The organism is Vibrio sp. MarTm2 (assembly GCF_027587055.1).
GTDB classification, from domain to species: Bacteria; Pseudomonadota; Gammaproteobacteria; order Enterobacterales; family Vibrionaceae; genus Vibrio; species Vibrio sinaloensis_D.
Window position 1 is genome coordinate 104,438 of sequence record NZ_JAPPTK010000008.1, and the last position, 25,690, is coordinate 130,127.

The 25,690-nt window shown below is 45.2% G+C and carries 23 protein-coding genes and 1 CRISPR repeat array (1 of these 24 only partly in view); of the genes, 12 read left to right on the forward strand and 11 right to left on the reverse strand.

Translation table 11 applies throughout. From position 1 onward, the window contains the following. A CRISPR array of direct repeats spans positions 1-32; the repeat unit is 35 nt; it begins 496 nt to the left of the window's first position. A gap of 59 nt (positions 33-91) precedes the next feature. Then, a complete protein-coding gene (locus tag OH458_RS15415) occupies positions 92-1,231 on the forward strand; it encodes a Card1-like endonuclease domain-containing protein (protein WP_269978981.1) in 1,140 nt (379 codons plus the stop codon). A 51-nt stretch (positions 1,232-1,282) separates the two neighbouring features. Here OH458_RS15415 and OH458_RS15420 read toward each other — a convergent pair whose 3' ends face one another. Both OH458_RS15420 and csm6 read right to left on the reverse strand, forming a co-directional pair. Next, positions 1,283-2,203 carry a hypothetical protein gene (locus OH458_RS15420; RefSeq protein ID WP_269978982.1) on the reverse strand — a complete coding sequence of 307 codons (921 nt, stop codon included), beginning with the start codon at positions 2,201-2,203 and terminating at the stop codon, positions 1,283-1,285. 4 nt (positions 2,204-2,207) lie between these two features. Then, the gene (gene csm6, locus OH458_RS15425; RefSeq protein WP_269978983.1) at positions 2,208-3,515 is read right to left on the reverse strand and encodes a CRISPR-associated ring nuclease Csm6; all 1,308 of its coding nucleotides are present in this window, start codon (positions 3,513-3,515) and stop codon (positions 2,208-2,210) included. Between the two features lie 254 nt (positions 3,516-3,769). Between csm6 and csx16 (OH458_RS15430) the strand changes: the two genes are divergently transcribed. The 8 genes from csx16 (OH458_RS15430) (at position 3,770) to OH458_RS15465 (ending at position 12,124) form a co-directional block, all read left to right on the forward strand. Beyond that, entirely contained in the window at positions 3,770-5,017 is a 1,248-nt protein-coding gene (gene csx16, locus OH458_RS15430; protein WP_269978984.1) for a CRISPR-associated protein Csx16, read from the forward strand. A 111-nt stretch (positions 5,018-5,128) separates the two neighbouring features. Next, positions 5,129-5,413, forward strand: coding sequence for a zinc ribbon domain-containing protein (locus tag OH458_RS15435; protein WP_269978985.1), 285 nt, complete (start codon positions 5,129-5,131; stop codon positions 5,411-5,413). 69 nt (positions 5,414-5,482) lie between these two features. Then, positions 5,483-6,283 (forward strand): hypothetical protein, encoded by an 801-nt coding sequence (locus OH458_RS15440; protein WP_269978986.1) that lies wholly within the window; start codon positions 5,483-5,485, stop codon positions 6,281-6,283. Between the two features lie 31 nt (positions 6,284-6,314). Continuing rightward, positions 6,315-8,387 (forward strand): CRISPR-associated endonuclease Cas1, encoded by a 2,073-nt coding sequence (gene cas1, locus OH458_RS15445; protein WP_269978987.1) that lies wholly within the window; start codon positions 6,315-6,317, stop codon positions 8,385-8,387. After that, positions 8,387-8,671 carry a CRISPR-associated endonuclease Cas2 gene (cas2, locus tag OH458_RS15450; protein WP_269978988.1) on the forward strand — a complete coding sequence of 95 codons (285 nt, stop codon included), beginning with the start codon at positions 8,387-8,389 and terminating at the stop codon, positions 8,669-8,671. The genes cas1 and cas2 (OH458_RS15450) overlap by 1 nt, the downstream gene beginning before the upstream one ends. An 8-nt stretch (positions 8,672-8,679) precedes the next feature. Continuing rightward, positions 8,680-8,958 (forward strand): CRISPR-associated endonuclease Cas2, encoded by a 279-nt coding sequence (gene cas2, locus OH458_RS15455; RefSeq protein ID WP_269978989.1) that lies wholly within the window; start codon positions 8,680-8,682, stop codon positions 8,956-8,958. A gap of 404 nt (positions 8,959-9,362) precedes the next feature. After that, positions 9,363-9,650, forward strand: a complete 288-nt coding sequence (gene csx16, locus OH458_RS15460) for a CRISPR-associated protein Csx16 (protein ID WP_269978990.1) — start codon at positions 9,363-9,365, stop codon at positions 9,648-9,650. Between the two features lie 221 nt (positions 9,651-9,871). Next, positions 9,872-12,124, forward strand: coding sequence for a hypothetical protein (locus OH458_RS15465; RefSeq protein WP_269978991.1), 2,253 nt, complete (start codon positions 9,872-9,874; stop codon positions 12,122-12,124). A 42-nt stretch (positions 12,125-12,166) separates the two neighbouring features. On the opposite strand, the gene OH458_RS15470 is transcribed toward OH458_RS15465, so the two are convergent. After that, the gene (locus OH458_RS15470; RefSeq protein ID WP_269978992.1) at positions 12,167-14,920 is read right to left on the reverse strand and encodes a M16 family metallopeptidase; all 2,754 of its coding nucleotides are present in this window, start codon (positions 14,918-14,920) and stop codon (positions 12,167-12,169) included. 155 nt (positions 14,921-15,075) lie between these two features. Here OH458_RS15470 and OH458_RS15475 point away from each other — a divergent pair, with 155 nt between their 5' ends. Together OH458_RS15475 and arsB are read left to right on the forward strand one after the other, a co-directional pair. Further along, positions 15,076-15,417, forward strand: a complete 342-nt coding sequence (locus tag OH458_RS15475; RefSeq protein ID WP_039624430.1) for an ArsR/SmtB family transcription factor — start codon at positions 15,076-15,078, stop codon at positions 15,415-15,417. Positions 15,418-15,503: 86 nt separating this feature from the next. After that, a complete protein-coding gene (gene arsB / locus OH458_RS15480) occupies positions 15,504-16,562 on the forward strand; it encodes an ACR3 family arsenite efflux transporter (RefSeq protein ID WP_269978993.1) in 1,059 nt (352 codons plus the stop codon). A gap of 55 nt (positions 16,563-16,617) precedes the next feature. On the opposite strand, the gene OH458_RS15485 is transcribed toward arsB, so the two are convergent. The 7 genes from OH458_RS15485 to OH458_RS15515 all read right to left on the reverse strand — a co-directional run bounded on the left by OH458_RS15485 (position 16,618) and on the right by OH458_RS15515 (position 24,066). Next, positions 16,618-18,675 (reverse strand): EAL domain-containing protein, encoded by a 2,058-nt coding sequence (locus OH458_RS15485; RefSeq protein WP_269978994.1) that lies wholly within the window; start codon positions 18,673-18,675, stop codon positions 16,618-16,620. 304 nt (positions 18,676-18,979) lie between these two features. After that, positions 18,980-19,375, reverse strand: a complete 396-nt coding sequence (locus OH458_RS15490; RefSeq protein WP_038141108.1) for a GFA family protein — start codon at positions 19,373-19,375, stop codon at positions 18,980-18,982. Positions 19,376-19,399: 24 nt separating this feature from the next. Continuing rightward, positions 19,400-20,248 carry a mechanosensitive ion channel family protein gene (locus tag OH458_RS15495; RefSeq protein ID WP_269978995.1) on the reverse strand — a complete coding sequence of 283 codons (849 nt, stop codon included), beginning with the start codon at positions 20,246-20,248 and terminating at the stop codon, positions 19,400-19,402. A gap of 194 nt (positions 20,249-20,442) precedes the next feature. Further along, on the reverse strand, positions 20,443-20,910 hold the full coding sequence (locus tag OH458_RS15500) for a DM13 domain-containing protein (RefSeq protein ID WP_038189010.1): 468 nt from the start codon (positions 20,908-20,910) through the stop codon (positions 20,443-20,445). 78 nt (positions 20,911-20,988) lie between these two features. Further along, positions 20,989-22,218, reverse strand: a complete 1,230-nt coding sequence (gene pepT, locus OH458_RS15505) for a peptidase T (RefSeq protein ID WP_269978996.1) — start codon at positions 22,216-22,218, stop codon at positions 20,989-20,991. Positions 22,219-22,308: 90 nt separating this feature from the next. Continuing rightward, the gene (locus tag OH458_RS15510) at positions 22,309-22,770 is read right to left on the reverse strand and encodes a DUF3429 domain-containing protein (protein ID WP_269978997.1); all 462 of its coding nucleotides are present in this window, start codon (positions 22,768-22,770) and stop codon (positions 22,309-22,311) included. Between the two features lie 87 nt (positions 22,771-22,857). Next, the gene (locus tag OH458_RS15515; RefSeq protein WP_038188795.1) at positions 22,858-24,066 is read right to left on the reverse strand and encodes a NupC/NupG family nucleoside CNT transporter; all 1,209 of its coding nucleotides are present in this window, start codon (positions 24,064-24,066) and stop codon (positions 22,858-22,860) included. Between the two features lie 520 nt (positions 24,067-24,586). Between OH458_RS15515 and OH458_RS15520 the strand changes: the two genes are divergently transcribed. Then, positions 24,587-25,030 (forward strand): hypothetical protein, encoded by a 444-nt coding sequence (locus OH458_RS15520; RefSeq protein WP_005472356.1) that lies wholly within the window; start codon positions 24,587-24,589, stop codon positions 25,028-25,030. A gap of 76 nt (positions 25,031-25,106) precedes the next feature. Here OH458_RS15520 and OH458_RS15525 read toward each other — a convergent pair whose 3' ends face one another. Further along, a complete protein-coding gene (locus OH458_RS15525; RefSeq protein ID WP_269978998.1) occupies positions 25,107-25,688 on the reverse strand; it encodes a hypothetical protein in 582 nt (193 codons plus the stop codon). Positions 25,689-25,690: the final 2 nt, after the last annotated feature.

Genomic DNA, 25,690 nt, shown 5'->3' on the forward strand with positions numbered 1-25,690 from the left:
TTAGACGTACCCGGTTTAGACGGGATTCTGTACCAGTCACACAAGATGCCTTAAGCCTCGAACACTACCTAATCATTACACCGGTACCTTTATGCTAAACGAGCCACATACCCAAGCAGCGCTTTGGAGAGACAACCCAATTTCCATTATCACTCCTCTTTTGCAACCGAACACCCAGTGTAAAGAGTTAGTACTCCTGCACCCTACGACTAGCGAGCCTGATGAATTGCAACGATTTCTTTCACACAGAGGCATTAAGCTCACAAGCGTTCCGTACAATCCAACGGACTTTTCTCCAGAAACATTAAAACCATACAGCGTACAGGCGATCAACCTTTCCCAAGGCAATATGGGTGAAAAAGACAAACTCCTGACTTGGGCAAGAGAAAACGACATCCCCTGCTACTGGCTAGATCATCAGACCGACACTATGTCGTTTCTTTCACCCCATTGCGACCAACCTATCCCCATTGCAGACAAGCTCAAAATCGAAGAGTTCTTGAGCTTAAAGGGAATACAAGTCACCGAGATAGAGCGAAATCCGCCCAACTACAGCGATTGGATCAAAGTCGCCAATCAATGGGTGAACAACCTTTCTAGGTACGCAAAAGGGTTTCGCACCCTCAACTATTTAGCGAAAACGGCCAATGCTAACAATCACTTAACCGAGGCGTTAACCCTTGCTCAACAGAACAATTTAGCGTTACGACGAATGGTTGATGACCTAGAGCAAAATGGCTTGCTCGCTAGACACGAAGACAAACTGCAATTTGCCAACGCCGATGCAAAACGATTCTGCAATGGTATTTGGCTGGAGTATTACGCGTTTGCACAGTTGAAAGAGCTCAAAAAATCACGATCGGATGTTCAAGATATTGCGATGAGTGTCAAAGTAGAGCGAGGGGATAAAAACAACCCATTGCGCAATGAGGTTGATGTCATGGCTCTAATCAATAACCGCTTATATATAATCGAGTGCAAAACGGGCATGCTGAAACCACAAGAAAGCCAACTCGCGCTCTATCGATTAGACTCTCTCGCCGAAGTTTTCGGACCACTAACACAAGGCGCATTGCTGAGTTTTGATAGCATCTCTCCGCTTATTAAACGAAGAGCCAATGAAATCAATATCAACGTGTTGGACAGCAAGAATATGGTTCAGGTAAAAAATGCAATCGATAAACGAGCTTCGGTGTTTTCAACTCCAGAACAAGCTAGCCTAGAATATTAAAAGGGCTTAAAGCATCAATACAACATGCGCTGTTATTGATGCTTTGTTTGATTACTGAATAGGTCTTTGAATTACCAAGTCATATTTATGCAATTTGCCATCTGTTTGGTTGATGTACTCAAATTTGCTCTTCTTGTGTAAGGTTGCCATAGAGGCCGCTATTGACATGTCCGCAGTCCCGCCAGTCACGCCCACTACAATATCTCGGGAATCGATGCCTTCGGTCTCTAGCGATTCAATACAATCGCAATACTGAGTATATATCGTCTCAATATCGGCCTTGTTTTTGTCTAGCTCCCAAGTGTGTAAGGTGGCGTTTTCTAGCTCAGGGTAGCCTTTAAGCCACTTTTCTATATCAGCTTTATGTTCGATAGCGCCTATCTTTTGCCCATCTTCTTTTTCTCCGGACACCGTATACACTAAAACGATATTTTTGAGCTCTGAGTTAAGATTCTCTTTTATACTTCTTATGATCGTTCCCCAATTCCAGAGAAAACCTAGCGCTTGAATGGTATTTATGTCTTCCTCGAGTGAACACTGCTTTAGACAAAACTGAGTTTCTGGCTCACCTTTTACCTGGAAGATGATACCTTTTTCACTGATACTCGAAGGCTCTGAAGCAACAAATTTATTTATCGAAACATTTAGAATCAGCGCTTTAGCAGGCTCTTCCCCAGCTTTTTTCAAAGAAGTGATGGGGCGAAACCAGGCTTGTCCTTGCTTATACAGCAACAGCGTAAAAGTCAGGCTCATCGCAGTCAGTAGCAAAAAAGCCATAATTGTGCCTGACGTTCCGATAACATAAGTATGTAATCTCGGCGATAGGTTATAAACAATGTCCGTTAACCAAACAAACATATCTCCGCCCGCGACCAAGTCTCCGAGCCAACTAATAGAAAGAATTGACATCACCGAAATCAGCCAAAGATAAAATCGATAGTGCGTGCGGAAAAAGAGCTTTATCTGCTTCATATCATTACCTTATTGTTATCCGTTCATTTTCAATCCATAGCCCCAAAGGCGTTCCCTGCTGACCGCTACCATCAAACACTCGTCGTTTTGGCCATTCGCCTTTGACATACACTTGAGCAGGCGCAATATACGCCACAATATCGGCCGGGAAATGCTCGAGCAAAAATTTCTTCAAGCTGTTCTTTTTATCGTTTAAAAATTTTGCACTCATACCGTAATTGAGTTCGAGATAAGTTCGCGCTATCGTTTGTTCGCCAGCCCCACGCAGTAATACATCAGATTCCGTTAAACGCGTCGCTCTATCGCGAAACTCTCGCATAAATGAGAACTTATCTCCCTCAAGCAAAGCCGCTGAATGATCTTGCGGGCGCAATGCTGCAATGATTTCAAGCTGTTGAAGCAGCTGATCGGCTAACCAGAGATTATCGGGATCATTATTCGACATCACGATCGGTTGGGAATCGGTGCGGCATTGATTTACAGCAATCATTGCGTAAAAGGCCAGCTCAAGCGGTTTGGAACTAAAATCAATCACTTTATCGAGGATGGTCACCCGCTTTTGTACAAGATGAAATACTAAACGAATCTCATCAGGGTTTTGCATCGCATTTTGGTAGTAAGTCAGATCTCTATACGACTGCTTTTCCAAACACGATAGGCTGCCTTTGGTGTGAATGTCTTTATGTCTGATAAATGGGATTTCCGCTAGTGTTACCGCCGCCTTGCTTGCGTCAATGTGGCTATTGCCATCGCGTGCAGGAATGGCATGGGTTGTCGGTGTAGGGTAATAGAAATGACGATTGCCTTCGTACAACTCGTCAACGAGAACATGAGAGAGTTTATCGCCCTCGCGAGCAAACAAGGCTAACGCATAACCTAAAAAGAAGGTCATGGTTTTACGTCCACCAGCAAGTGAAGCATGCAACCGAACTTGAGGGTCGTCCTGCGAGCAAATCTGAGCGACATGACGCACAATAAACGTCGCTAGAGCTTCGTGGTCTTGCTTGGATCGAGCATCACTGACAGGCGCCCCATGCTCATCCGGAATGACGAAAATTAAGTCTTCTCGAAGCTGAGGCACAGGGCGGTGGTAATCACGGCACAGTTTTTCCAGCATCGACATTTGGTGGTCATCTTTGGTCAGCAGCCCCAGAATAATCTGCTCCTTCCCTAGACTGGTAGTGATCACTTGAATTTCATCGGGCCAACTCCAGTCAGCACCACTTTGTTGTTCTTGATGAATACCATATAGCGTTTCGGTAATAACCTGCGGGGTAAGCCCAGCAATACTCAATAACACATTCTTTTTCATACTATGCCCTTCTTTTTCCACCATGATAAACGCTAGAGGCACAACCAGAGTTCAAAACAAATTTGCGCAAAGACTCCCTGTTCAATAACGCTATATTCTTCAGCCGTCGGCCACAAATACAGCATCAATATGCATTTATTTGATCTAAAACTTACAGAGTTAAAAACCCTGTGCTTAAGTTCGCAAAATACATTTAAGCAAAGCGATAATTTATATGAATAAAACTCAGATAATCAAGTTGATAGGAGAGTACCGTGCGTTATCTCGTCACACCCTATGACGGCGTCGAGCAATGGCTTCAAGGCAACAATATAGCCTTCGATCAAAGGCTAGAAAAAATAGACGCTATTGATGTTGCTCCCGGCGATTGCATTATTGGCCAATTAGACATTCAGCAGGTCAAAATGCTTAACCGAAAACGAGCCGACTATGAACACCTGCTGGTTGACTTACCTAAGGGAATTGCCCCTGAAAAAGTGACTCCACAACTGCTTGACTCATACAACGCCAAAATAAGTAAAACGTATGTTTCGCTTGCAGGAGAAGGGAGATGGGCTGTGTTTAAAAGAAAGACAAGGACGCAGTGGTTAAAGTGTATTAGTTCGTTTAGCGAGCTGGAACGAAAACCCATAGCAATCTGGTTTTATACCACCGCTTCCCTACTCTGTTTTGCTTGGTTTGGGGATATGCTTTCTGGTAGCCATTTGTTCCAGTGGGTCCCTTATATTGGTGACCAAAATCCAAGCCCTAAAGAGGTCGATATTTTCCCCACAGCAATTAGCTTTCTATGTTACGCGTTTTTCTCTGCTCAGCTCATACGCGTAGGTAAGAAACTGCTCCCCCCTATCCGAAAAATCCGTGTTACGGACACCAAAAAGCCCAAGAAAGTGCTTGTTCATACGTTATCGGTTTATCACGCCCTGCCCGAGAAACTCGCCACAGGCGAATGGCAAATTACAATTTCCAACCGTAATAGTTCTGAACATGCTTCACTCATATTGAGTGGTGACTTACAGCACGATATCAAAGAGCTGACTAAGCTTGAGAAACAAGGCTTTAGTTGGAACGGCACTCAGTTGCTAAGAGCGTTGTCGGCCCATATTGACAGATTGGAGTTATTGGTATTAATCGGCACCAAACCCGACAACCGAAGTAGTGGCTCGTTTCAATATGCTGCGCCAATGAAAAGCTTCCTTGCAAGTTTTTTGAACTCTGAAACAGCAGCGATCCAAATTGAGCAAGAAAGACTCGACGCCATCAACGTCAGTGACGCCTATTCAACGCTGAATGACATTCTTGAGCGCATCGCAACAGAGACTCACTACTCGAACAAAAACATGTGTGTCGATATTACGGGCGCGACTGCGGCCATCAGTTGTGCTTGCGCCATGGTGACTTTGCACAGCAATGCGCAGTTTCAATATGTCACGACAGATGGTCAAGGCAAAGTGTACCAACAAGACCTGATGTACATAACGTCACCAGCGAAAGTAACGCCCTAAAACACAAAACAAATTTGCGTAAATCATCGGTTTTCGCATCTGCACATATCATGACTGACATACGCAAAGCGCGTTATCCCCATAAGGGACACCAAAGTAAAAGGAGAAATTATGTTAGTTGTGATCTTGTGGCTTATATTTTCGATCATTGTAGGCAGTGTAGCGAGTGGAAAAGGACGAAGTGGTATTGGCTTTTTCTTTGTATCGCTAATTCTATCTCCTTTGATCGGGTTGATCATCGTTCTTGTTATTCAGCCAAATCAAGAAACCGTCGAGCAAAGGGCTCTCGAAACTGGGCAACAAAAGCGCTGCCCTAAATGCAGTGAACTGGTTAGAGCGGAAGCCGCAATGTGCAAACACTGTGGTACGGAACTAGAACAACCAACTCAAGCCTAGTCAATAATCTAGGGTGACCGGTCCGGCTGCCGGTCACTCAAAAGGAATCACTCCAATAGGAGATACGTGATGAGATTCACCCAATCATTGAAAATAGTGATGACCTTCATATCAGTGGCATTCTTCTCCCGCTGCGCATTCGCCTACACTTCAGGCAACTATCCTCGCCTTGCTCAAATCCCCATTCCTTCGCAGTCGCTCACTCTCAGTCAAGGTGAACACCCGATCAGCTATGCCATTGAGCAAGGCATGGCAACCTCTTTGCTAAACCAGTCAGAACTCAATGCAAATTGGCAGTACCTTGTACCAAGCGCCAATTTTTCTGATGACTACCTATATCGGCGCATAACCTCGAACTCACTTCTTCTAGTAGTAACTCCGGTTATTAAGGACGTCGTTTGCGCAGAATATCGGTTTAGGCACAGACTCGAACAATCCACTCACTGTGCAAAAATGCAAAACAGTCACAAAAGTAAGTTAGAGGCCATGCCGTTCGTCTCGGGACAATTTACAAACTCACCAGCAATCAATGACTACGAAGACCGAAAACAACGAATTAGTTATAAGGCTTATCTTCCCGCAAGCACCAAAAGCCCTCTGAGCACACTCGAAGGTAGCATTCATGAGTTAGGTACCTTCTTTGGCCGCTTTGCGCCGAATAACAGCTTGGTGCTTCATCTTAGATTAAATTTCTTCGCGTTGGATGGTGATGGTTTTCGCGGCTCTCGCATCAACACCAAGCCCATATCACTTTGGGTCGTGCTTCCATCAGCCAAGGAGTTAAGCCGAAAACCCGATCAGCAGATGGCCGCTAAATTTGCATTGGAACGAGCACAACTCCTATTAATCGGTAAACAAAGCGCCTGGTAACGTTTTCAAAACCACAAGAAGGGACATGGTCATGGCACTAGAGTTGTCACTGGATGATTTGCAAACGGGTTGGAAAAAAGTCGCGAGTAACAAAGGCATGCCAGGGAGTGATGGCGTGAGCATACAGCGGTATCAAGAAAGTCTTGACCGTCATCTGCTTGAATTAGCCCAAGAGTGGAACAGCAATACCTACCAACCCTCACCGTATAGAAAAGTAACCATCCAGAAAGCCAACAACAAACAACGGGAGTTGGCAATACCGAGTGTGAAAGACAGAATTATTCATACTGCCATCACTCAAAAACTGCTAAACACCTTTGAGCCAGAATTTGAACATATTAGCTATGGCTACCGACCCAACCGTTCCTACACCCATGCCATTCGCCACATCGAACAACTACGCGATCAAGGCTACTCCACCGTGATCGACGCCGATATACAGGGTTACTTTGACCACATATGCCACGACACGTTAACCGAACTGCTGGCGCGTTACCTCCCTGAGGACTGGGTCCAAGCCATTACTCACACGCTACTCAGCCATCAAGCGGTAGACGGTGAACTTTGTTTTGGCGTTGATCACGGTTTTGGAATACCACAGGGGTCCCCACTCTCTCCTATACTCGCAAACCTGTACTTAGATGGTTTTGACGAGGCCCTATTAGATCGGGGCGAACAAATAATACGTTATGCAGACGACTTTGTGGTGCTGCTGCCAAGTGAAGAGCGAGCCCAATCATGTTTGGCATTCATTACTGACTTTCTTGACCAGCTAAAATTAACCCTTAACTGTGAAAAGACTCGCGTTGTATCGTTTCAAGATGGCTTTACATTTTTAGGGGTGACGTTTCTTGACAATATGGTGCTCCCTCTTAAAGCGCACACCGAAAAAGCACTGGTTAACATCGGAAAGTATGAACTCGAACTCAATGAAGACGATATCGACTCACTTGATAATGAAGAAGACCAATCGCTAAACCACACACTATGGCACTCTGCCCTTCCTCCCGCATTGCGCAGCTTACAATCCGCCATTTTTGACGATGATTCGGCCCTACCTATCGAGCCCGACAGCTCTAGAATCGAGCGTCTATCACTGAATCACGTGGCTCGGCTAAAGCTGGTGTACATCCATAAACAAGGCGCGGCGATTCACAAGCGTGGCAACAGGCTTAATGTTTTCTCACAAGGTAAAGCAATCCAATCGATACCAGCAAACTGTATAGATATGATCTTGTGTTTTGGAGCTATACACCTTACCACATCGGTACAGCGCTTCTGCTTGGAAAACGATATAAGTGTCGTTTGGTTGACTCAATCTGGGCAATATTTAGGTTGTTTGTCGGCGCCTTTTCAAGGTGACCCTATGCTCGCTCAGGCGCAAGTCACAAGCAGAATGCAGCTTGATACACGATTAGCGTTGGTTCGCTTTTTTCTGCGCAGCAAAATCAACAATAACCTCGGGGTAATGAGACGCCACACACACAAAAGACAGCGAGATAAGCCTGCAGAAAAACGCATAGTACAACTGCGCGACCAACTCGAATCACAAAAAAGTGTTGCGAGTATGCGAGGGACAGAGGGCGCGGCAGCCCGAGAATTTTTCCAATGGTATCGCAAGCAATTTGACGACGTATGGGGATTCACCAGCCGTAACCGCCAGCCACCAAAAGACCCGATTAACGCGATGCTTTCATATGGTTACACCCTGTTGTTTCATAACGTACGTGCTTTGGTCGAAGCGCGCGGATTATTGCCCCACTTAGGCTATCTTCATGGCAGCCAGCCAAGGCAACCCGCCTTAGTGCTCGACATTATGGAGGGCTATCGCCCGTGGGTGGTCGACGAACTGGTCTTACAGCTTGCAAACAAACAACTGATCACCCCCGAGCAATTTCAGGTGTCTAGCAAAGGTGCGTGGCTCAACAAAGATGGAAGAAGAGTCTTTATTCAATTGCTCGAGCAGCGACTGCTCAAACAACATCAGCATCCTACGTTAAAAATCAAAGCAGACATCAGAAGGCTCATTGACCTTCAAGTTCTTGAACTGCGCCAGCAGCTTCTGACTGGTCAGTGGACGCTGACTCAGCAAAGGATCCGCTAATGGCCAACAGTCACTACCTTATCTGTTATGACATTAGCGATCGTAAAATTCGCTACCGTATTGAAAAAGCTTTATTGGGTTACGGAGAACGCGTCCAATACAGTGTCTTTGAATGCAAGCTGTCAGATGCAGAGCTGGTCAAACTGAGACTGGAAGTGAATCGATGGCTAGATGAGGGTGACAAAGTTAACTACTTTAGGCTGTGCGTGCATTGTTTGCGAAGGCGTTTAACTCAAGGCGCTATGGTGGCATGGCAGGCTAGTGCTTTCGACCTTATCGATTAGGAGGCTCTATGTTGTGGATCATTAGTTTTGATATCTCGGACGATAAAAAACGAAGAAAAGCAGTAAAAATTTTGGAAGGGTTTGGGCATCGAACGCAATATAGCGTATTTGAATGCTTATTAAAAAGACATCAACTGCGCCAGATACAAACAAAGCTGAGTCGCTTAATTGAGCCTAGCGACAAAGTCCTTTATTACCCAGTGTGTGGCAAAGACGCTCTTTGCCGATATGCGGACGGTGCCGGACAAGTATATTGGCCCGAGGCACTTTATATTATCGATGATTAAAACCACTCTACCACTACAAAAATAGATTGAATATCGGCCAAAAACCAAGCACGCCTTTTAAAACAATAAGACAGAGCAAAACCATGAACACACACAAAGCAAAAATTGATATATTAGTCAGCTTTAATGAATATTTATACTTTTACTCAAAATTTGAAGCAGAGCACCTCTACAGCCCTTGTAAACAGGGGGCTAGAAAGGGTACAGTTTAGGACGTACCCGGTTTAGACGGGATTAAGACACATTCAACTGCTGAACGTGAAACTTTTAGTTTACGAGGTTTAGGACGTACCCGGTTTAGACGGGATTAAGACATTCTTGTTGCGTAAGCTCATAATCATTAGAAATGAATAGTTTAGGACGTACCCGGTTTAGATGGGATTAAACCTTTAGTAAGGAGCATTATGCGTTGGTTTGTTAGTCGCCACCCCGGCGCTATCCAGTGGGCAAAGGCGCAGGCCATTCCAGTCGACCGATTTGTCACTCACCTTGATATTCAAAGCATCCAAAAAGGTGACCATGTTATCGGTAATTTACCAATTCATTTGGCCGAGCAAATCTGCCTATACGGGGCTCGCTATTTCCACCTCTCATTAGACCTTCCACCAGAACTTCGCGGGCAAGAATTAAGCGCAGAACAACTTAACGAACTGAAAGCCGAAGTTCGAGAATATATGATTACACGCATCTAAACTGTTTTGTCGGCAATTGCTTTCAATACTCCAATCAGTTTTCTCTCCAACGCCATATCAGCGCCTATAATGTTGCCTAGCCCTTTCATTAGTAACACAAATTTGTTTTAAATCTTCGGCTCGTCGCTTTCTATTACATTGTTATCACCACAAGGTTAGCACTCCATCTTTCAGCCTGTGTTAACCCGTTTAACAACATCAGTAATGGATAAGGTACTCTTATGGAAAAATTGGTCAGAGCTTCAATTCTAAGTACAGTCGTTGCCGGGCTCGTTGCCTGTGGTGGTGGCTCCGGAGGCAGTAACTCAACCACTCCAAATACCGCGTCAACAAGGCTTATTACCGCGATGGACGGGCTTTTGTATAACGCAGTCGTTTTCAAAGACAGCAATGACAATTTAATTTGGGATGTAGGTGAGCCACTGCTCGGCTTAACCGATAAGCAGGGTCAAGCCACTGTCATGGCTAAAAGCACAGATTCAATAGGCGTAATGACACTTGTATCTGGCTCACCCACTAGCTTAGCTATGGCGCAGCAAAATGCTCAATATAAAAACATCTCTACCATCGACATGGACTTTCCGAATACGCCTGTTTCGCAGGAGTTGAGTTTTGTTGCCCCGCCCTCAGTCAATGTGCTTTCACCGTACACGCACTTGCTCTCAGTCATCAAGCATCAAAACGGTGTCGAGCTTGAAGCTGCTGAAACGTTACTCGAAGAGGTGCTTGGCGCTGAAGATTTCTCCTTTGATCTAAAAGAAAACTATATTCAACAGTCTGATGCGCAGCAGCACAAAATCGCACAACTGCTCAGCGATGCTATGGCTCGCTACCCTGCTGATCTTATCGACAACTGGCACGGCTTTGTAAAAGAGGCCGCCCAAGTCACCAAAAAGATGAGTGACCAAGAGCTGAACAACCCGAGTTTTCGTCCAATGATTGATGGTGATACCGAGACCCAAACAATAAATAACACAACCATTCAGGTAAACGAAGAAGCATGGCGGGCTCTTCAAAATCAATGGCATAACATCGGTGATATTTCAGCAGGTGATGCGGGCTTATTTTTCAGTATTGATTTAAATGCGATCCCGGTCAATGGCGCTGCATTACCACTCTACACGGATCCAGACAGACCAGGACAGCCTGTTGATTATTCGCTGATCGATTTTTGGGCGCATGGCACTAAGCAGTCGCTGCGCTTCGTCAATCGACTCGATGTTCGTATTGAGGAAGATGGGTCCACGCTAACTGTCTCTTCTGATGAAGTGTTCAAAGCGGAGAATAATGACTTTTTTCTAGTTGCAAAGGATTACAACGCCAATGATGAACTCGTGTCATCAATGATATCCCAGTGGAAAATAAGAACCTCCTCTGCAAACGGGGCTCCAACGGTGAGCGATACTGCGCAAACTGAAATCCAACAGCATATCGACGCTAATTGGCGCCTAGAAAAAGGACAAACATTTGAGCAAGCCCTTGACCTTTCTCAGTGGTTTTCTGACCCAGAGGGCGACGCACTCACCTACACCGTATCAGGAAGCGTTTTAGAAGTGGGGCTAAGTGCCACACAAGAGCAGGACACGCTTACGATATCTGGCATTCCAGTTCGTTCCTTTGCAGAAGAAGGCATAAGACACACCCTTGTCATTACCGCCAAGGATAATCACAACTTTACGCCAGCTCAGGTAGAGTTGCTGTTACCAGAAATTGACGAGGGTCTGTTATTGGAATCCAATCCGCTAGTGGGAAAAAGTTGGTACTACATTGACGAAGAGGAAGACGATGGCATCACCAAAAACTTCTGCCGCTATATTCGCTTCGATCAAGGTAAAGTCACCCAAACTACTGCTGAAGTATATGATCACAATGGTTGTAACCGAGCCGATTCAAGCACAGTAAGTGCTACTTCATACAATGAGGTGAATTTAACAACGTTGAAAGAATCAATGTTCATGCTAACTAAGGTATACACGGTTCGCTACGCACAACCTACAGACAATGGCGTAGCATATGCAGTGACCATCGATAGCTACGAAGGACAAAATAACCAAGAAGTGTTTATGTTTTACAGCAGTAAAGAAGAAGTCGAGCAACGGTTAGATATCGACTCAAATCAAAGCTCGTTTGAATTCGCGTTGCCTGTTGAAGGAAAAATCGAACAAATCACGGTCAATCCTACAGTAGACAATAATTCTGTTACGCTCTCTTTCGCTGGTAACCTTACTTGCAAACACTTGGCGAACCATTTTAGATTAAATCAAATTAGCAGTAACAAAATTAACGTATTTGGCGGGGCTGGTTTTTGCAAAAATAAGGTTGATGGCGAAGATGTTGACCCTTTCTATCACATTGAACTGATGAGCGGAGATGATTTTACAGCCGGTGAACAATACTACATTCACTTCAGATACCGAACTGGCAGTGATTCAGCATTTGGAGAATCCCTTAAACTGAACTTTGTAAAAGACTAACGAGAATAAACAGCCGCTTTGAGCGGCTGTTTTTGATTCACACTACTTTGGTTCTGGCGTTAACGTATATTTAGTCTTCACACTATCGCGGCCAAACGCTTCGGCAATACGATGATTAAAGTCCGCTAGTGAGATCGAATCAATCATGCCATCCACGTCTTTGATCGCTTTGACCCCATAACCGTGAATTGAGTAGCGAGCGTAAAACCAAGTACGATCAACTGGCTCATCTTTCAAAGGATGAAGTGCGGTCGAAAGTTGCTTGGCGACCAGTTGAAAGTCTTGCTCGCTCACGTTGGTTACAAGCTCGCTAACCACTTTATCGACGGCAACTTCAATTTTACCGATATCATCAGGGGCCACTTGCGCCTCAATAAACCAGTCCGTGCTTGGCTCTTGGTCTGCCGCAACCGAATAAGCGTCAGGCGCGTAGTCTAATCCTAGTTCTTCACGAACGTAGCTCGTAAGTCGTTTAGACAATAAGCGCTGAATCATATCATCCATAAACGCGGTTTTGGCGCTGCTTACCTTTGCGTTAGGGTTGACCACACGAAGCAAGTAAATGCCGTTCTGTTCATTGTGGATAGCTAAGTCGACACGAGGCGCCCAATCCTGATTGTAGTGTGCCTGATAGCTAGGCGCCGGCACCTTTTCTAATGGGATAGAGGCGATAAAATGCGTCAGCAGCGGAGTCACCTCTTCTGGCTTCATGTTTGCCACGATCACAAGATGAAAACCGCGATCTTTCGCAAACAGCTCATGGTGAACTTGGCGAATTTGCGCTTCATCAATCGCAGCATAAGCAGGTGCCGTCAGGAAGTAGTGGCTACTTGTCGGTTGGTAGCTGTTGCGGTTAATGGCTCGCTCCCATTGACCATATGGCGTCGCTAGATAACGCTCCTGATTGTCGTATGTCTCCTGCTGGAGAACACGAATTTGCCTTGGGTCTACATTGATGTTGGTCGAGATGTTATAAATCACTTTCAGCGCATCAGCGAGTTTATCTTTCGCCGCTCCCATCTCGATACCGTGATGGGTGAAATTAATAAATGGGTAAACCTCTAAGTTGTTCTTAGTTAGAAATGCATCAAACTGGGTACCAATAAACTCCCCAACACCACTTCTCACCACAACGGGGATTGCGAGTTGAGAAGCAGCAAATAAATCCGGGTTTAGCGCGGCTTTCCCCCCTTGACTCGCATACACAATGTTAACGGTTTCTAACGTCGTAGGATCATTCTCAAGCCTAACTTGAATGCCGTTAGAGAGCGTCCAAAGGTGATCGCCAAACTCGTCGGTTTGTTGAGATAAAATCGAGCCCGTTTGCGATGGTTCCGCCAGTTCCTTTGCCGTTGGCAGGAGCGCAACAGGTGCAGTGCCTGGCTGTTTAAGCGCTTTACGAAGTAAAGGAATTTGCTCTGCAAGTTGATCCACAGACTCTGCTTCATCCGCACCCAAAATCACAGAGTAGTCACTTGTTAACAGTGACTGAACCTGTTCATTGACTCGCTCTAAGCTAGCCAGAGCAATAAGCGCTTGTAAGCTTTCTTGGTAATCTTGCTTAGACTGACTGCTTTGCTGGGTTGATATTCCCCACACGCGATCTTCAGCAAAGGTAATCGCATCCCGCTTACTCCAGTTGTAATCGAGATCATCGACCAATTGCTGATAGTAAGCTAAAGAGGTATCTAGCTCTTCCTGAGTCACGCCGAAGTCCCGCAGTGAGGCAAGCGTTGCAACGAACTTGTCTTGCACCTGCTGACGAAGCTCCATATTAAAGGCGACAGAAAATAACGCGTTGCGTTGATAGTTCATGTAGTAGGGAGTGATCGCCATACTCTGAAGTGGGATGGCCGCTTCTTGATATACCGAGGTCATGCGTTGTTGCATGATTTGCAGGGCAATCTCATCCAGCCATGACGCAAGCAGTGCTTCTCGCGTTTCTACTTTGGCTTGCGCTCGATTCATTACCAAGCTCAAACTCGGTGCCTCAAACTCGCCTACCGTGTCGGTATAGTCAGTCAATGCGAGCGTTGTTGCCTCGATGTGGTTGTCACTTACCGATGCTTTCTTTTCCCACGTAGAAAAATATTTATCAAGTAACTGCTTAGCCTGCTCCACCGTGACATCGCCTGTAATAACAACTTCAGTAAACTGAGGCTGATACCATTTGGTGTAGAAAGCGCGGATTGAGTCAGCCGTCGCTTCATCCACTGACGACTGATTGCCGACAGGGTCAAGCTTTTCTAGACTCGTCCCTGCAATCAAATGATCGTAGTACTTTTCCGCTAAACTTTTGTGTTCAGGGCGGGTCCGACGAATTTCTCCTTGAATCACACCCTTCTCTTTGTCGATTTCCGTTGCTGACAAGGTTAACCCATCGGCAATGTCGCGAAGCCACAATACGCCTTCATCAAGCTGATTCTTGTTCGGCAAATCAAGCTTATAGACGGTTTCGTAATAACTGGTGTACGCATTGATGTCAGCACCAAAAGTTAAGCCCGCTTTTTCAAACATGTTAATCACGTCGTTGGAGCTGAAGTTCTTACTGCCGTTAAACGCCATGTGCTCTAGAAAGTGGGCGTATCCGCGTTGCTCTGCAGTTTCATGTGCAGAGCCGACATGGACGTACATTCGTAAAGAAACAGGTTCACTGGTGGTTGGATAAATGTGGAACTTTAGCCCGTTGCCAAGCTCTCCTTTCGTCCAATTGGTGTCAGGTTGGATCGGTGTCGTCATTTCGGGTTGAGAGCAACCGACCAAGATCAATGAGAAGAACAATAGAATAATTCGCATAGCCATACTTCTGTTGGTGATTTGCTTTGAAATATAACCCAAACAACTGTTTTTGTTTATAAAATTCAGATAATTTATAGATCATTACCCGCAATTGCAGCAAATGATGTTTGGTGATAACATCAATCGCAATTCGACGATGAACTATCTATATTATGTCCCGACAATGTAATCTCACCAATCAACAGGCGCTCGCATCAACACAAGCGCAACTCGAACAAGAAGCACAGTTCGCTATGCAAGCAAAGGCGTTGTCGCACCCTGCTCGCGTTCGAATCCTAAAAATACTGTGCACACTCGATAAACTCGGTGGTTGCCTCAATAGCGATTTGGTTTCTGAACTTGGCTTAGCTCAATCAACAGTCTCCGAACACCTTCGAATTCTCAAGCAAGCCAGCTTTATTCATGCACAGCCCAACCCTCCCAAGGTCTGCTATCGCGTGAATCGAGAAACGATCAGCCAGTTCAACCACTTGTTCGACGCTATTTTTAATTAATCTGACATCTCCTTGGCGTATAACGGTTTTCATCACAGCAGAACGAAAACATCGCCATTCGACGATAAACGAAACAAGGCAAGATTATGACCACACAAGCATTAACCGAGAATGCCGCAAACAATATGAGTTTTTTGGATCGTTACCTAACTGTCTGGATTTTCGTAGCCATGGCGTTAGGCGTTGCGATTGGCGTCTTTTTCCCTGCAGTGGCGCAATTAAATGAAACGCTATCAGTAGGCAGTACCAATATACCGCTGGCGATTGGACTCATCCTGATGATGTACCCACCGCTTGCAAAAGTGGATTACTCATTGCTAGGGAAAGTGAAGCAAGATAAGCAAGCCATCGCGCTTTCTCTTATCATGAACTGGATTATCGGCCCTATCTTGATGTTTATTCTGGCGATTACGTTTTTGGGTGATCACCCAGGTTACATGGTCGGGATTATTTTGATTGGCTTGGCGCGCTGCATCGCCATGGTATTAGTTTGGAATGATATCGGAGGCGGTAACAAAGAGTATGGCGCAACGCTGGTCGCGATTAACAGTGCATTCCAAATTGTGACTTACAGCTTTATGGCATGGCTATTCATCACAGTATTGCCTCCCCTTTTCGGGTACCAAGGGTTCGCTGTCGATATTTCTATGGTGGAGATCGCGCAAAGTGTGTTGATTTATCTTGGCATTCCTTTTATCGCTGGCTTTTTGAGCCGTAAGATTCTGGTCAGTCGAAAAGGCGAACAGTGGTACAACGAGGTGTTTATTCCGCGAATTTCACCAATCACTCTTATCGCACTTCTTGCGACTATCGTTCTGATGTTCAGTTTAAAAGGCGATATGATCGTTGAACTTCCGATGGACGTCCTGCGTGTCGCCTTACCACTGGCCATCTACTTTGTTGTGATGTTTTTCGCCAGCTTCTACATCGGCAAAAAACTGGGTATCGACTACGATAAAAACGCTTCTATTGCGTTCACCGCAACAGGTAACAATTTTGAACTGGCCATCGCCGTGTCGATTGCGGTATTTGGTATCAATTCCGACCAAGCGTTCGCAGGGGTGATTGGTCCACTGATTGAAGTGCCTGTGTTGATTGCACTGGTAAATATCGCCTTAAGATTGAAAGCCAAGTACCACCAATAAAAAGCGAATGTAAAAAGAGGAGCTCAGTGCTCCTCTTTAACAACTTGATGATGCATTAGCATTGATGGTCGTCACACGAATCCATCAGTTCGCACACCTCTTCTAATGGCATCGGTTTGTAAAAGTAGTAACCTTGAATCAAAGAAATACCCTGCTTAGTCACGAAGTCTAATTCTTGCTCTGTTTCGACGCCTTCAACAACCGTTTTTGCCCCCGTTGCTCTAACCAACTCAGTGGTTAAGCGAAACAGCTCTCGGCCTTTCTCCTGCGTCAAGTTCACAACCAAAGATCGGTCAATCTTGACCTTATCAAACTCGTACTTGCATAGATAACCAATCGACGAATACCCCGAGCCAAAATCGTCTAGAGCGATTTGAATACCAAGCTCACGAAGTGATTTCAACACACTACTCGTTGCTAACTCATCTTGAATCAGTAGCTCTTCGGTGATTTCAAACTCCACCTGAGTAAAATCAACATCGCTCTGTTCGATAAGTTTACTCACACTCGCAGCAAATCCGTTGACTAAAAACGTTTCAGGAGAAACGTTAATGGATACTTTAAAGTTAGGGTTACTCGCAAGATCGCGTACTTCATAGAGCGCTTGCTTGATCACCCACAAATCCAGTTCAGACGTCAGCCCCAACTTGTTAAAGTAAGACAAAAAGGTTGGCGGAGTAATCACCCCATCGTGACTACGGTGCCTGACCAAGACTTCCATCGAGCAAACGCACGAGTTTTTAATGTCGTACTGAGGCTGATAGTAGAGTACAAAATCGCCATTTTGCTGCAAATCTCTGATTGCCTTTTGCGCCACAAGATTACTGCTGACATGCGGGAACAGGCCATTCACACTGCGCCCACTTCCGACCTCCTCGTAGTTGAAAAAGTCATCACAAGTCTCTTTCGAAAACAACTTGTTTGACCCAGCCACTTGATCCATCTGCTTAAAGAACGGCAAGTAGATTGCCATACCAATCACTATGATCACGACTTGCAGAATGCTCGCGGCAATATCGCCACTTGTCGCGAGATACCCACTCAGCAGTGGAGGCGTCATCCAACTAATAAATTCGGAGACCGGTGCCACCCAACCCATTGAAATCGCGAAATACGCGAGCAAGATTCCCGTGATCGGCGCGAGCATGAATGGAATAAGCAGCACTGGGTTAAAGATGACGGGTAAGCCGAACAGTACAGGTTCATTAATGTTAAACACACTCAAAACCAGTGCTGCCAAAGCTAGTGCGCGATACCCTCTATTTTGGGCAAAGAACAACATACAAAATACCAAACTGAGCGTATTGCCCGCCCCGCCGATACCCGCGTAAATGTCGTAAAAGTTACTGGTGAGAATGGGCAGCGGCGTACCAAACTGCGCATTCATCTCAAAACTTGATTGAGTCAGTGCATACAGCTCAGATTTGTATGGCGAGAAAATAATGTGCCCATTGATGCCAATCGACCAGAACAGGTTCCTTAGGAACTCATACCAAATAGCGTCAAACAACGAGTGAGTATCAAGGGATGGCAACAAGCTTTGGATATACGAGTTGGTTTCTAGCCAGTAGCCAACCGCATAGCCCGCGCAAACATACAAGGTGACCAGCAACAATGTGCCCAATACAAGGTTGAGTGACTGATCGACAACATTTGGCAACTCCGAACGGATGATCCAATTCTTAGAGATTAATCCCCTCACGCTAAACGCTATTAATGCAGGAGTGATGATCGCCAAAGGATAGTTGGATGGCAGCACGGAACCCGCATGTAGCAGTCCCCACTCGTTACACAAGATGATGTAAATAAGCAAAGACGGAGTAATGACGGTGGTGCGGGACAGACGATGGAGACGCGCCAAAAAGTCTGAAAAATAGACAAGCAGCAAGATCGGAAACATTTTCCAAACTAAGGTGCTCACGAACAGAACATGGCTGCCGATTTTTTCAAACCCGATGACGTTTAACCCATTGCCAATCAACATACTGAATGCGGAAAGCAAGGAGACTGGCAGCAACATTACAAATACGTTACACAAGCCATTTAAGTACGCGTTTTCTGATACTCGCACGAAAAACGCATACATGGGCTTGTTATCAAACAGGAACTTCATTGACTAAGCCTAAGGTCAAATCACAGTTTACGACATGCTCCCGTCTATGAGTTGCCCTACCAAATCGGTCTTAACTGCCCATTTTGATAGCTCACCCACGGGTGCGTTTCTGCCCTCTAATCAAGAGCAAGGCTTATATAAGTAGCGAGTCCTTAATTGTAATTATTCCTGAGCACTGCACGAAGTGAGCGCTGCGCAAATATCAGATATAAGCAACCAGGCGCACCATACTCGCTTTCAATCATCAGATCGAATCACAGTTTCTATCGTAACAACAAAACTCACCTTTGCTGAATCGATATAGCTAGCGGTCAGCGGGATGATTAACCCCATCGTGAGTGACGACGTCCCCAATATCGAACGGGTTAACACCCTCAAGGCACCCTAGGTTATAACCGAACTCATCGGGTGCCGAACGTCTTTGATGATGGGTATAAATACCGCAGTGTTTGCAGAAGTAATGCTTAGCAGTATGAGTATTGAATTGATAAAGCTGAAGCGCCTCTTCTCCTTTGAGGATTTTGATCCCGTCGAGCTTAACCGACGCAACAATAGCCCCTCGACGTCGGCACATAGAGCAATCACAACGCCTTGGTTTCTCGACACCATTAGGCAATGTCAGCTCAAGCTCCACACTGCCACAATGACATGTGAGCAAATGCTTCTCTTTGATTTCTGTTGGACCAATTTTCTTGAACATCCTTGTTCTCCTTAGCCAGTCTTGTTATTCGTCGGTTTCTTTGGGAAACCTTTCTTCATAAAGCGCCATAAAATCAGCACGAATGTCTTGCTCTAGATGGGTCGCTTTATCGGTTGGACAGAACAGCATGAAATGCACGATCTGCTCACCCGTTGCACCACTAGTAATGTGGATATGTGGCTCAGAGCCAGGCAAGTCAACGCCTGCATGCTTTTCGATCACCGAGTTGTACCTTTTCGCTACGTCGCTGAAATAGCTGATGTGCCCGTCGATTTTCTCCATGATGTCAGGAATCATTGGGTATAGATTGACAAAAGACGGCACAATAATCGAAAAATCATGGTAGACATAACGCTTCATGAAATTGAGATTTTTGACTGGATAGGTGAAGAACATGCTGTTTGGCAGCGTTGCCGTTTTTCCGGTGTAATGGTAGTGACCGTGATATAAATCGATTTCTTGAATAACCGTCGCCATCATATTGTGCTCAATCACTTCACCACATATTTTCCCTACCTCAATCCAGTCGCCAATTCGGAATGAACGAGAGCTGGCTCTTTGAATCGAGCCAGTAAAACAGAGAATGATCTCTTTCGATGCGACAACAATTGCAACCGCAATGGCCGTCACCGATAAGGCAAATTCATTAATCTCAGATTGCCAAAGCACAAAGAGGAGTAAAACGGTGAGGACAAACGAACCATTCTTCGTTCTCGACATCCAATGACGCTGCTTTTCAGAAACAAAAGCGACATCGCCTCTGATTTTCCATAATATGGTTCGGCGAACCAATGCGACCAACACCACAATAAGTGTGGTAAAAACCAATTTATGAGTGAGAAGAAAATCAATGACGACCTGTACTTTCTCCATACTCGCTCCCTCGCTAATTATGATTAAAGGGGCACATAGCCCCTTTAAATTATTCGTATTTCAGACAGGTAACTTCCCACACATCACCACTCGGGTCTAGTGCAATATGCCAATATTGTCGAATGGTTAGCGCACTTTCACTGCTAATGACGTACTCGGCGGTATCTGGCAAGACAAACGGAATAGCTGCTCAATCATTTATAGCGGGCAGAGGTAATAAACTGACCAAACGTTTCACACCATACAATAACCGTGTTGTAGTTGGCCGTTTCTACACTTTCAGGGATCGGTAACGAAAAACGATCAAAGGTTTTAACATCACCAATCTGCACCATGGTGGATTTGTTTTGCAAAAAAGCCTGTTCCGTTTCAATGAACAGTGGTGAGAGGTAGAGCTTGTAATCAGGACCGGGGGCAAGTTTGCCAACAAAACCAATATGGTCATCACTGATGGAGACGGATCCTTCTCCCCAATGCAAAAAATCGCTGTCTTGTCTGTCGCGTTGAAACGTTCCAGTGTACAACGCGTTGTTCGTTACACTTTGTACTTCGTGAATCGCGGGGGACTGAGGTTGGGTAAGGATAGGCAGCGCGTAAATACCAAGAGCAAAGCCTATCCCACCAACAAGTAGGTGGCTGGCAACAAGTAAGATCCGTTTCATCATTATCGTGTTCATTTCCAATGGGCCTAAATTTAATGTACACGATAATCAACAAGATATCAGTGTTGCACGAAGTAATTATTGATAGCGCAACGCGGTTTTCTCTGCCAATGTGACGATCACTTGCACCGCTTGCTCCATCCCTTCAATACTGATGAATTCATGGATGCCGTGGAAATTGTACCCGCCAGTGAAAATGTTCGGGCATGGTAGCCCCATAAATGAAAGTCGAGCGCCGTCGGTGCCGCCACGAATAGGTTTAATTTGAGGCTGAATATCACAGGCAATCATCGCCTCTTGAGCGAGCTCAATAATGTGCGGATGAGGCTCAACCATCTCCTTCATGTTGAAATAACTATCAGTTAGTCGAAGTTCCACACGCCCTTTTTCTAGCTTTTCGTTGAGTTCTGCGACCTTTTGCTCCATGAACGCCTTGCGCTTTTCTAAGCCGTCTCGCTCAAAATCACGAATGATGTAACCCAGTTCACTGCGAGCAACGGACATTTCTGCAGATTTTAGGTGATAAAAGCCCTCGTATCCTTGGGTTGTTTCTGGAGTTTCATCGGCGGGCATCATAAGTTGAAACTGAGCCGCGATATTCATAGCGTTGACCATTTTATCTTTCGCGGTTCCAGGGTGAACATTGGTGCCGTAGCAGACCACATCCGCGCTGGTCGCATTGAAGTTTTCAAACTCCAACTCACCAACAGGTCCACCATCAATGGTATAAGCCCACTGAGCACCAAACTTTTCAACATCAAATAAGTTAGCGCCGCGTCCAATTTCTTCATCTGGAGTGAAACCGATGCAAATGTCCCCGTGCGGAATATCCGGATGAGCGATCAACTCGGCGATCGCAGAGATGATTTCCGCGATACCCGCTTTGTTGTCTGCGCCCAGTAGCGTCGAACCATCTGTCGTGATCAAATTGTGCCCATGTAACTTGTGCAGTTCTGGGTACTGAATCGGTGAGAGCACCTCATCGCCCTTCCCTAGCGCGATATCTCCCCCTTGATAATCTTCGATAAACTGAGGGTTCACATTCTCACCCGAAGCATCAGGGGCGGTATCCATATGAGCGACAAAGCCAATTGCAGGCACCTCGTAAGCTACATTACTAGGTAGTTTTGCCATTAGGTAGCCGTTTGAGTCGAGCGAAACATCCGCCAGACCTAACTCAATGAGCTCCTGCTTTAAGAACTCTGCAAACGTATATTGGCCTGGGCTGCTTGGGCATTCTAGATTATTCGGGTTCGATTGAGTGTTAAACGTGACGTAGCGTAAAAAGCGTTGAACAAGTTCATTCATAGCAATATCTCTAACTTTTATGGTTTTAGTTCGTAATCTGGCCCCCATCCTACGCCTAATGTTTTAGAAGATTTTGCTATAAATCAGGTTTTAAGCGATCAGCGCAATACCGTGCATAACCACAACGCCCGATGTTAAACGGATTCGAAGCGTTTCATAGCCATTTGGTCCACGTTCTTGTTCTGAGTTCCTTAAGGCAAGCTCTGTGAGCAACACTAGCCCATAACTGACCGAGAGCAATATGAGTGCCAACCCCACATTGTTCCGCGCTAAAAGTAAGACGCCCCACGAAAGAACGGCAAACAGGTTGCTGAGCAGCAAAGCGTTGCGGCTCATTCGATGCTTCGAATGATCAATAGCATTCCCCCATAAAACGCCGGAGAGGAAACTTAGAATTACAACACTGTAAAACACAAACATTTCCAGTCCGCTGACGCCGAACACACTAATGCTATTGAGTTGTAAAACCAAACCCACGGCAAAAGGTACTAAGCCAAGGTAACCCAAACTCAGCATCGTTGAGCGTGGTTGTTGCGTGCTTTTCACATTCATATCAATCTCCTTATTCGTCGCCTTTTATACGCAAAAAAGCCCAAGAAGTTTCCTACTTGGGCTTTCAATGCGTCATTTAGTTAGTACTTAGAGAAGGATAAAAATACCCGCTAAACACGCACTCATTAGGTTGGCTAATGTACCCGCAAGCACAGCTTTGATACCGAGGTTAGCAACTTCAGCACGACGCTCAGGAGCAATCACGCCAATCGAGCCAAGTTGGATTGCAATCGAACCAATGTTTGCAAATCCACACAGCGCAAAAGTAATGATGACTTGAGTATGCTCAGACAAGGTCGCTTTATGCTGGACAAAGTCAATGAATGCCACAAACTCGTTCATCACAATCTTTTGACCAATGTAAGAGCCTGCCATCAGTACTTCATTTGAAGGAACACCGATCACCCATGCCAAAGGCGAGAACAAGTAACCAAATAACGCTTGTAGGGTAATACCGCTAAATCCAGCAACTTCACCAAGGCTTTCTAAGCCAGTGTTGACCATCGCGATAACACTCACGAATGCGATTAGCATGGTACCCACCGCAACCGCTACTTTCATACCGTTCATTGCGCCGCTTGCAAGTGCATCAATAACATTGCTCTCTTGCGCTTTATCCATCTCAATATCAGATTGATTAATTGGTGTATCGCGCTCAGGAACGATGATTTTCGCCATCATCAAACTACCCGGAGCAGCCATGAAACTCGCGGCGATAAGGTATTTGAGCTCTACACCAAGACCGGCATAACCACCCAAAACAGAGCCCGCTACCGAAGCCATGCCACCAGCCATAACAGCAAACAGTTCAGAACGAGTCATACGAGATAGGAATGGACGAACAAGAAGTGGCGACTCGCCTTGAGAAAGGAAAATGTTGCCGGTTGCAACTAGTGATTCAGCTTTACTTGTACCCAAAAACTTTTGGATACCGCCACCAATAAATTCGATGACTTTTTGCATAATGCCAAGATAGTAGAGAGCGGAGATTAGAGCACTGAAGAAGATAATAATAGGAAGGACACGAACAGCGAAGATAAATCCAGTATTGGCCAAATCACCAAATAGGAAGCCGATACCTTCATCAGCAAACCCCAAAAGACTAGAAACACCACTACTCAAACTGGTGAGTGCCGCTTGTCCCCATGGGAAATACAAAACAAGAGCAGCAAATCCAACCTGGAGCATAAGTGCACGAGACACTGTTTTCCAATTGATCGATTTACGACTCTCAGACAGCAGCACTGCGCACAACAATAGAACGACAACACCGATTAAACCGAATAAAACATTCATTAAAGATCACCTCTACAAGCATTCAATAGGTAGCTGGTCCGGTCCGTGGGGTCATTCACCTTTCCGTGTGACGGCTTGTATTGGCAGAGCACTCGCTCTTAACCGGGCGGAAAGTATAGCGAACGATATGAGATATTCATCACATTTTTTAACGCAAACGTTCAAGCGTTCATTATGTAAACGATTACACCTTCTATTTCGAAGATTTGAGAAAATTCCAGCAAGGGAAGACAAAGGAAATAGGCACTTAATTGCATTTATTTTCTGGAGCAAGATCACAACGCTCACCATGTAATCGTTATCATTTCAAAATAAATTTGGGCAAATATCATTTCGCCATCTAGTTTTATAGATGTGTCAACCAACGTACTAGTGAACATAATCTATTTCCTAACAACGTCAGCGGCTTAGACAAACACAACAAATTTTGCCCCACTTCAACGTGGGGCTTTTTTATATCGATACTTGCACTGTGCTGCATGCTCATTACAATGCGGGAAAAACACAATAGTGAGCCATTATGGAACGAGATTACACATACGCCTCGCTCTCGCAATTACCGCGAGAAGAGCTCGAAGAACTGAGTATGCGCTTGATACAGCGCTTGATTCCTGAAGACTCAATGACGGAGCTGTTTACGTTTGATGCAGAAGAAACCGAGTCAGAAGATAAACTGATGGAAGCGCGCTTTGATGCCATGTTACGAATGAGCGCCATCGCACTGAGTCAACTGCCTGAACTATTCAGTGAATCAGAAAATAAAGAGCAAAACACGCTTCGTATGCAAAGACTGCTCCTTTGGCACTTTTATGCCTCTTCGTTCCAGTTAGATCGCGCCATTCCTTTAGAAACACATTGCAACCACGCTGAGGTGATTCTTAAACAGAGCCCGAACAGCGCCCTTGAGTGGGTCACGACTCTTACAGACTTACTGCGCCAATACGCGCAAATTGCTCAGAAATAAGTAAAACGCCAGCATTGCGCTGGCGTTTTTCTTTTTCGAACTCAATCTAACAACACGAAAGCATCTATCTTTAGACTTAGAGATCTTCAGCTTGTTTCTCAAGTTGCTTGCTTGTCTTTTGGCTCACAAACTCTTTGTATAGCGCTGCTTTATCCGTTGGATCAATCTCCGTTCCTGCCGTTACAGCAGAGTTAAACATCTTTTCTGATTCAATCTTTGGCATGACTACTAGCGCACAAATTTGCTCTACACCACCAATTTCAACCAGTGATACTTGCTCAACTTGGCTCTTTTGAATTGAAGTATTAGTTATTTGCTTAGCGATTTGCTCAAAAGATGTACCAGAGGTTTGACCGTCAACTGAGCTATCAATCTTTTGATAGTTCTTCTCTAACACACTGACTTTAATATCAAGGTTTTGCGCAAGCGTGTTACGCGCTAGAGAGATAGCGTGGTTACGATCAACAGAAAAGTTACCTGACGCCGTAACACAGTTTGACGCTGCAAAGCCATTCGCTGAAGTTGGGTTTAGTACCCAACTAGGCACATTACTGCCTTTGTTGGTTTCCACTTTCGCCGTGCTTTCAGAACCACTTTGACTCGCACAGCCAGATAAGATCACTGCGCTGATTGCAGCAGTAAGAATTTGATATTTCATCT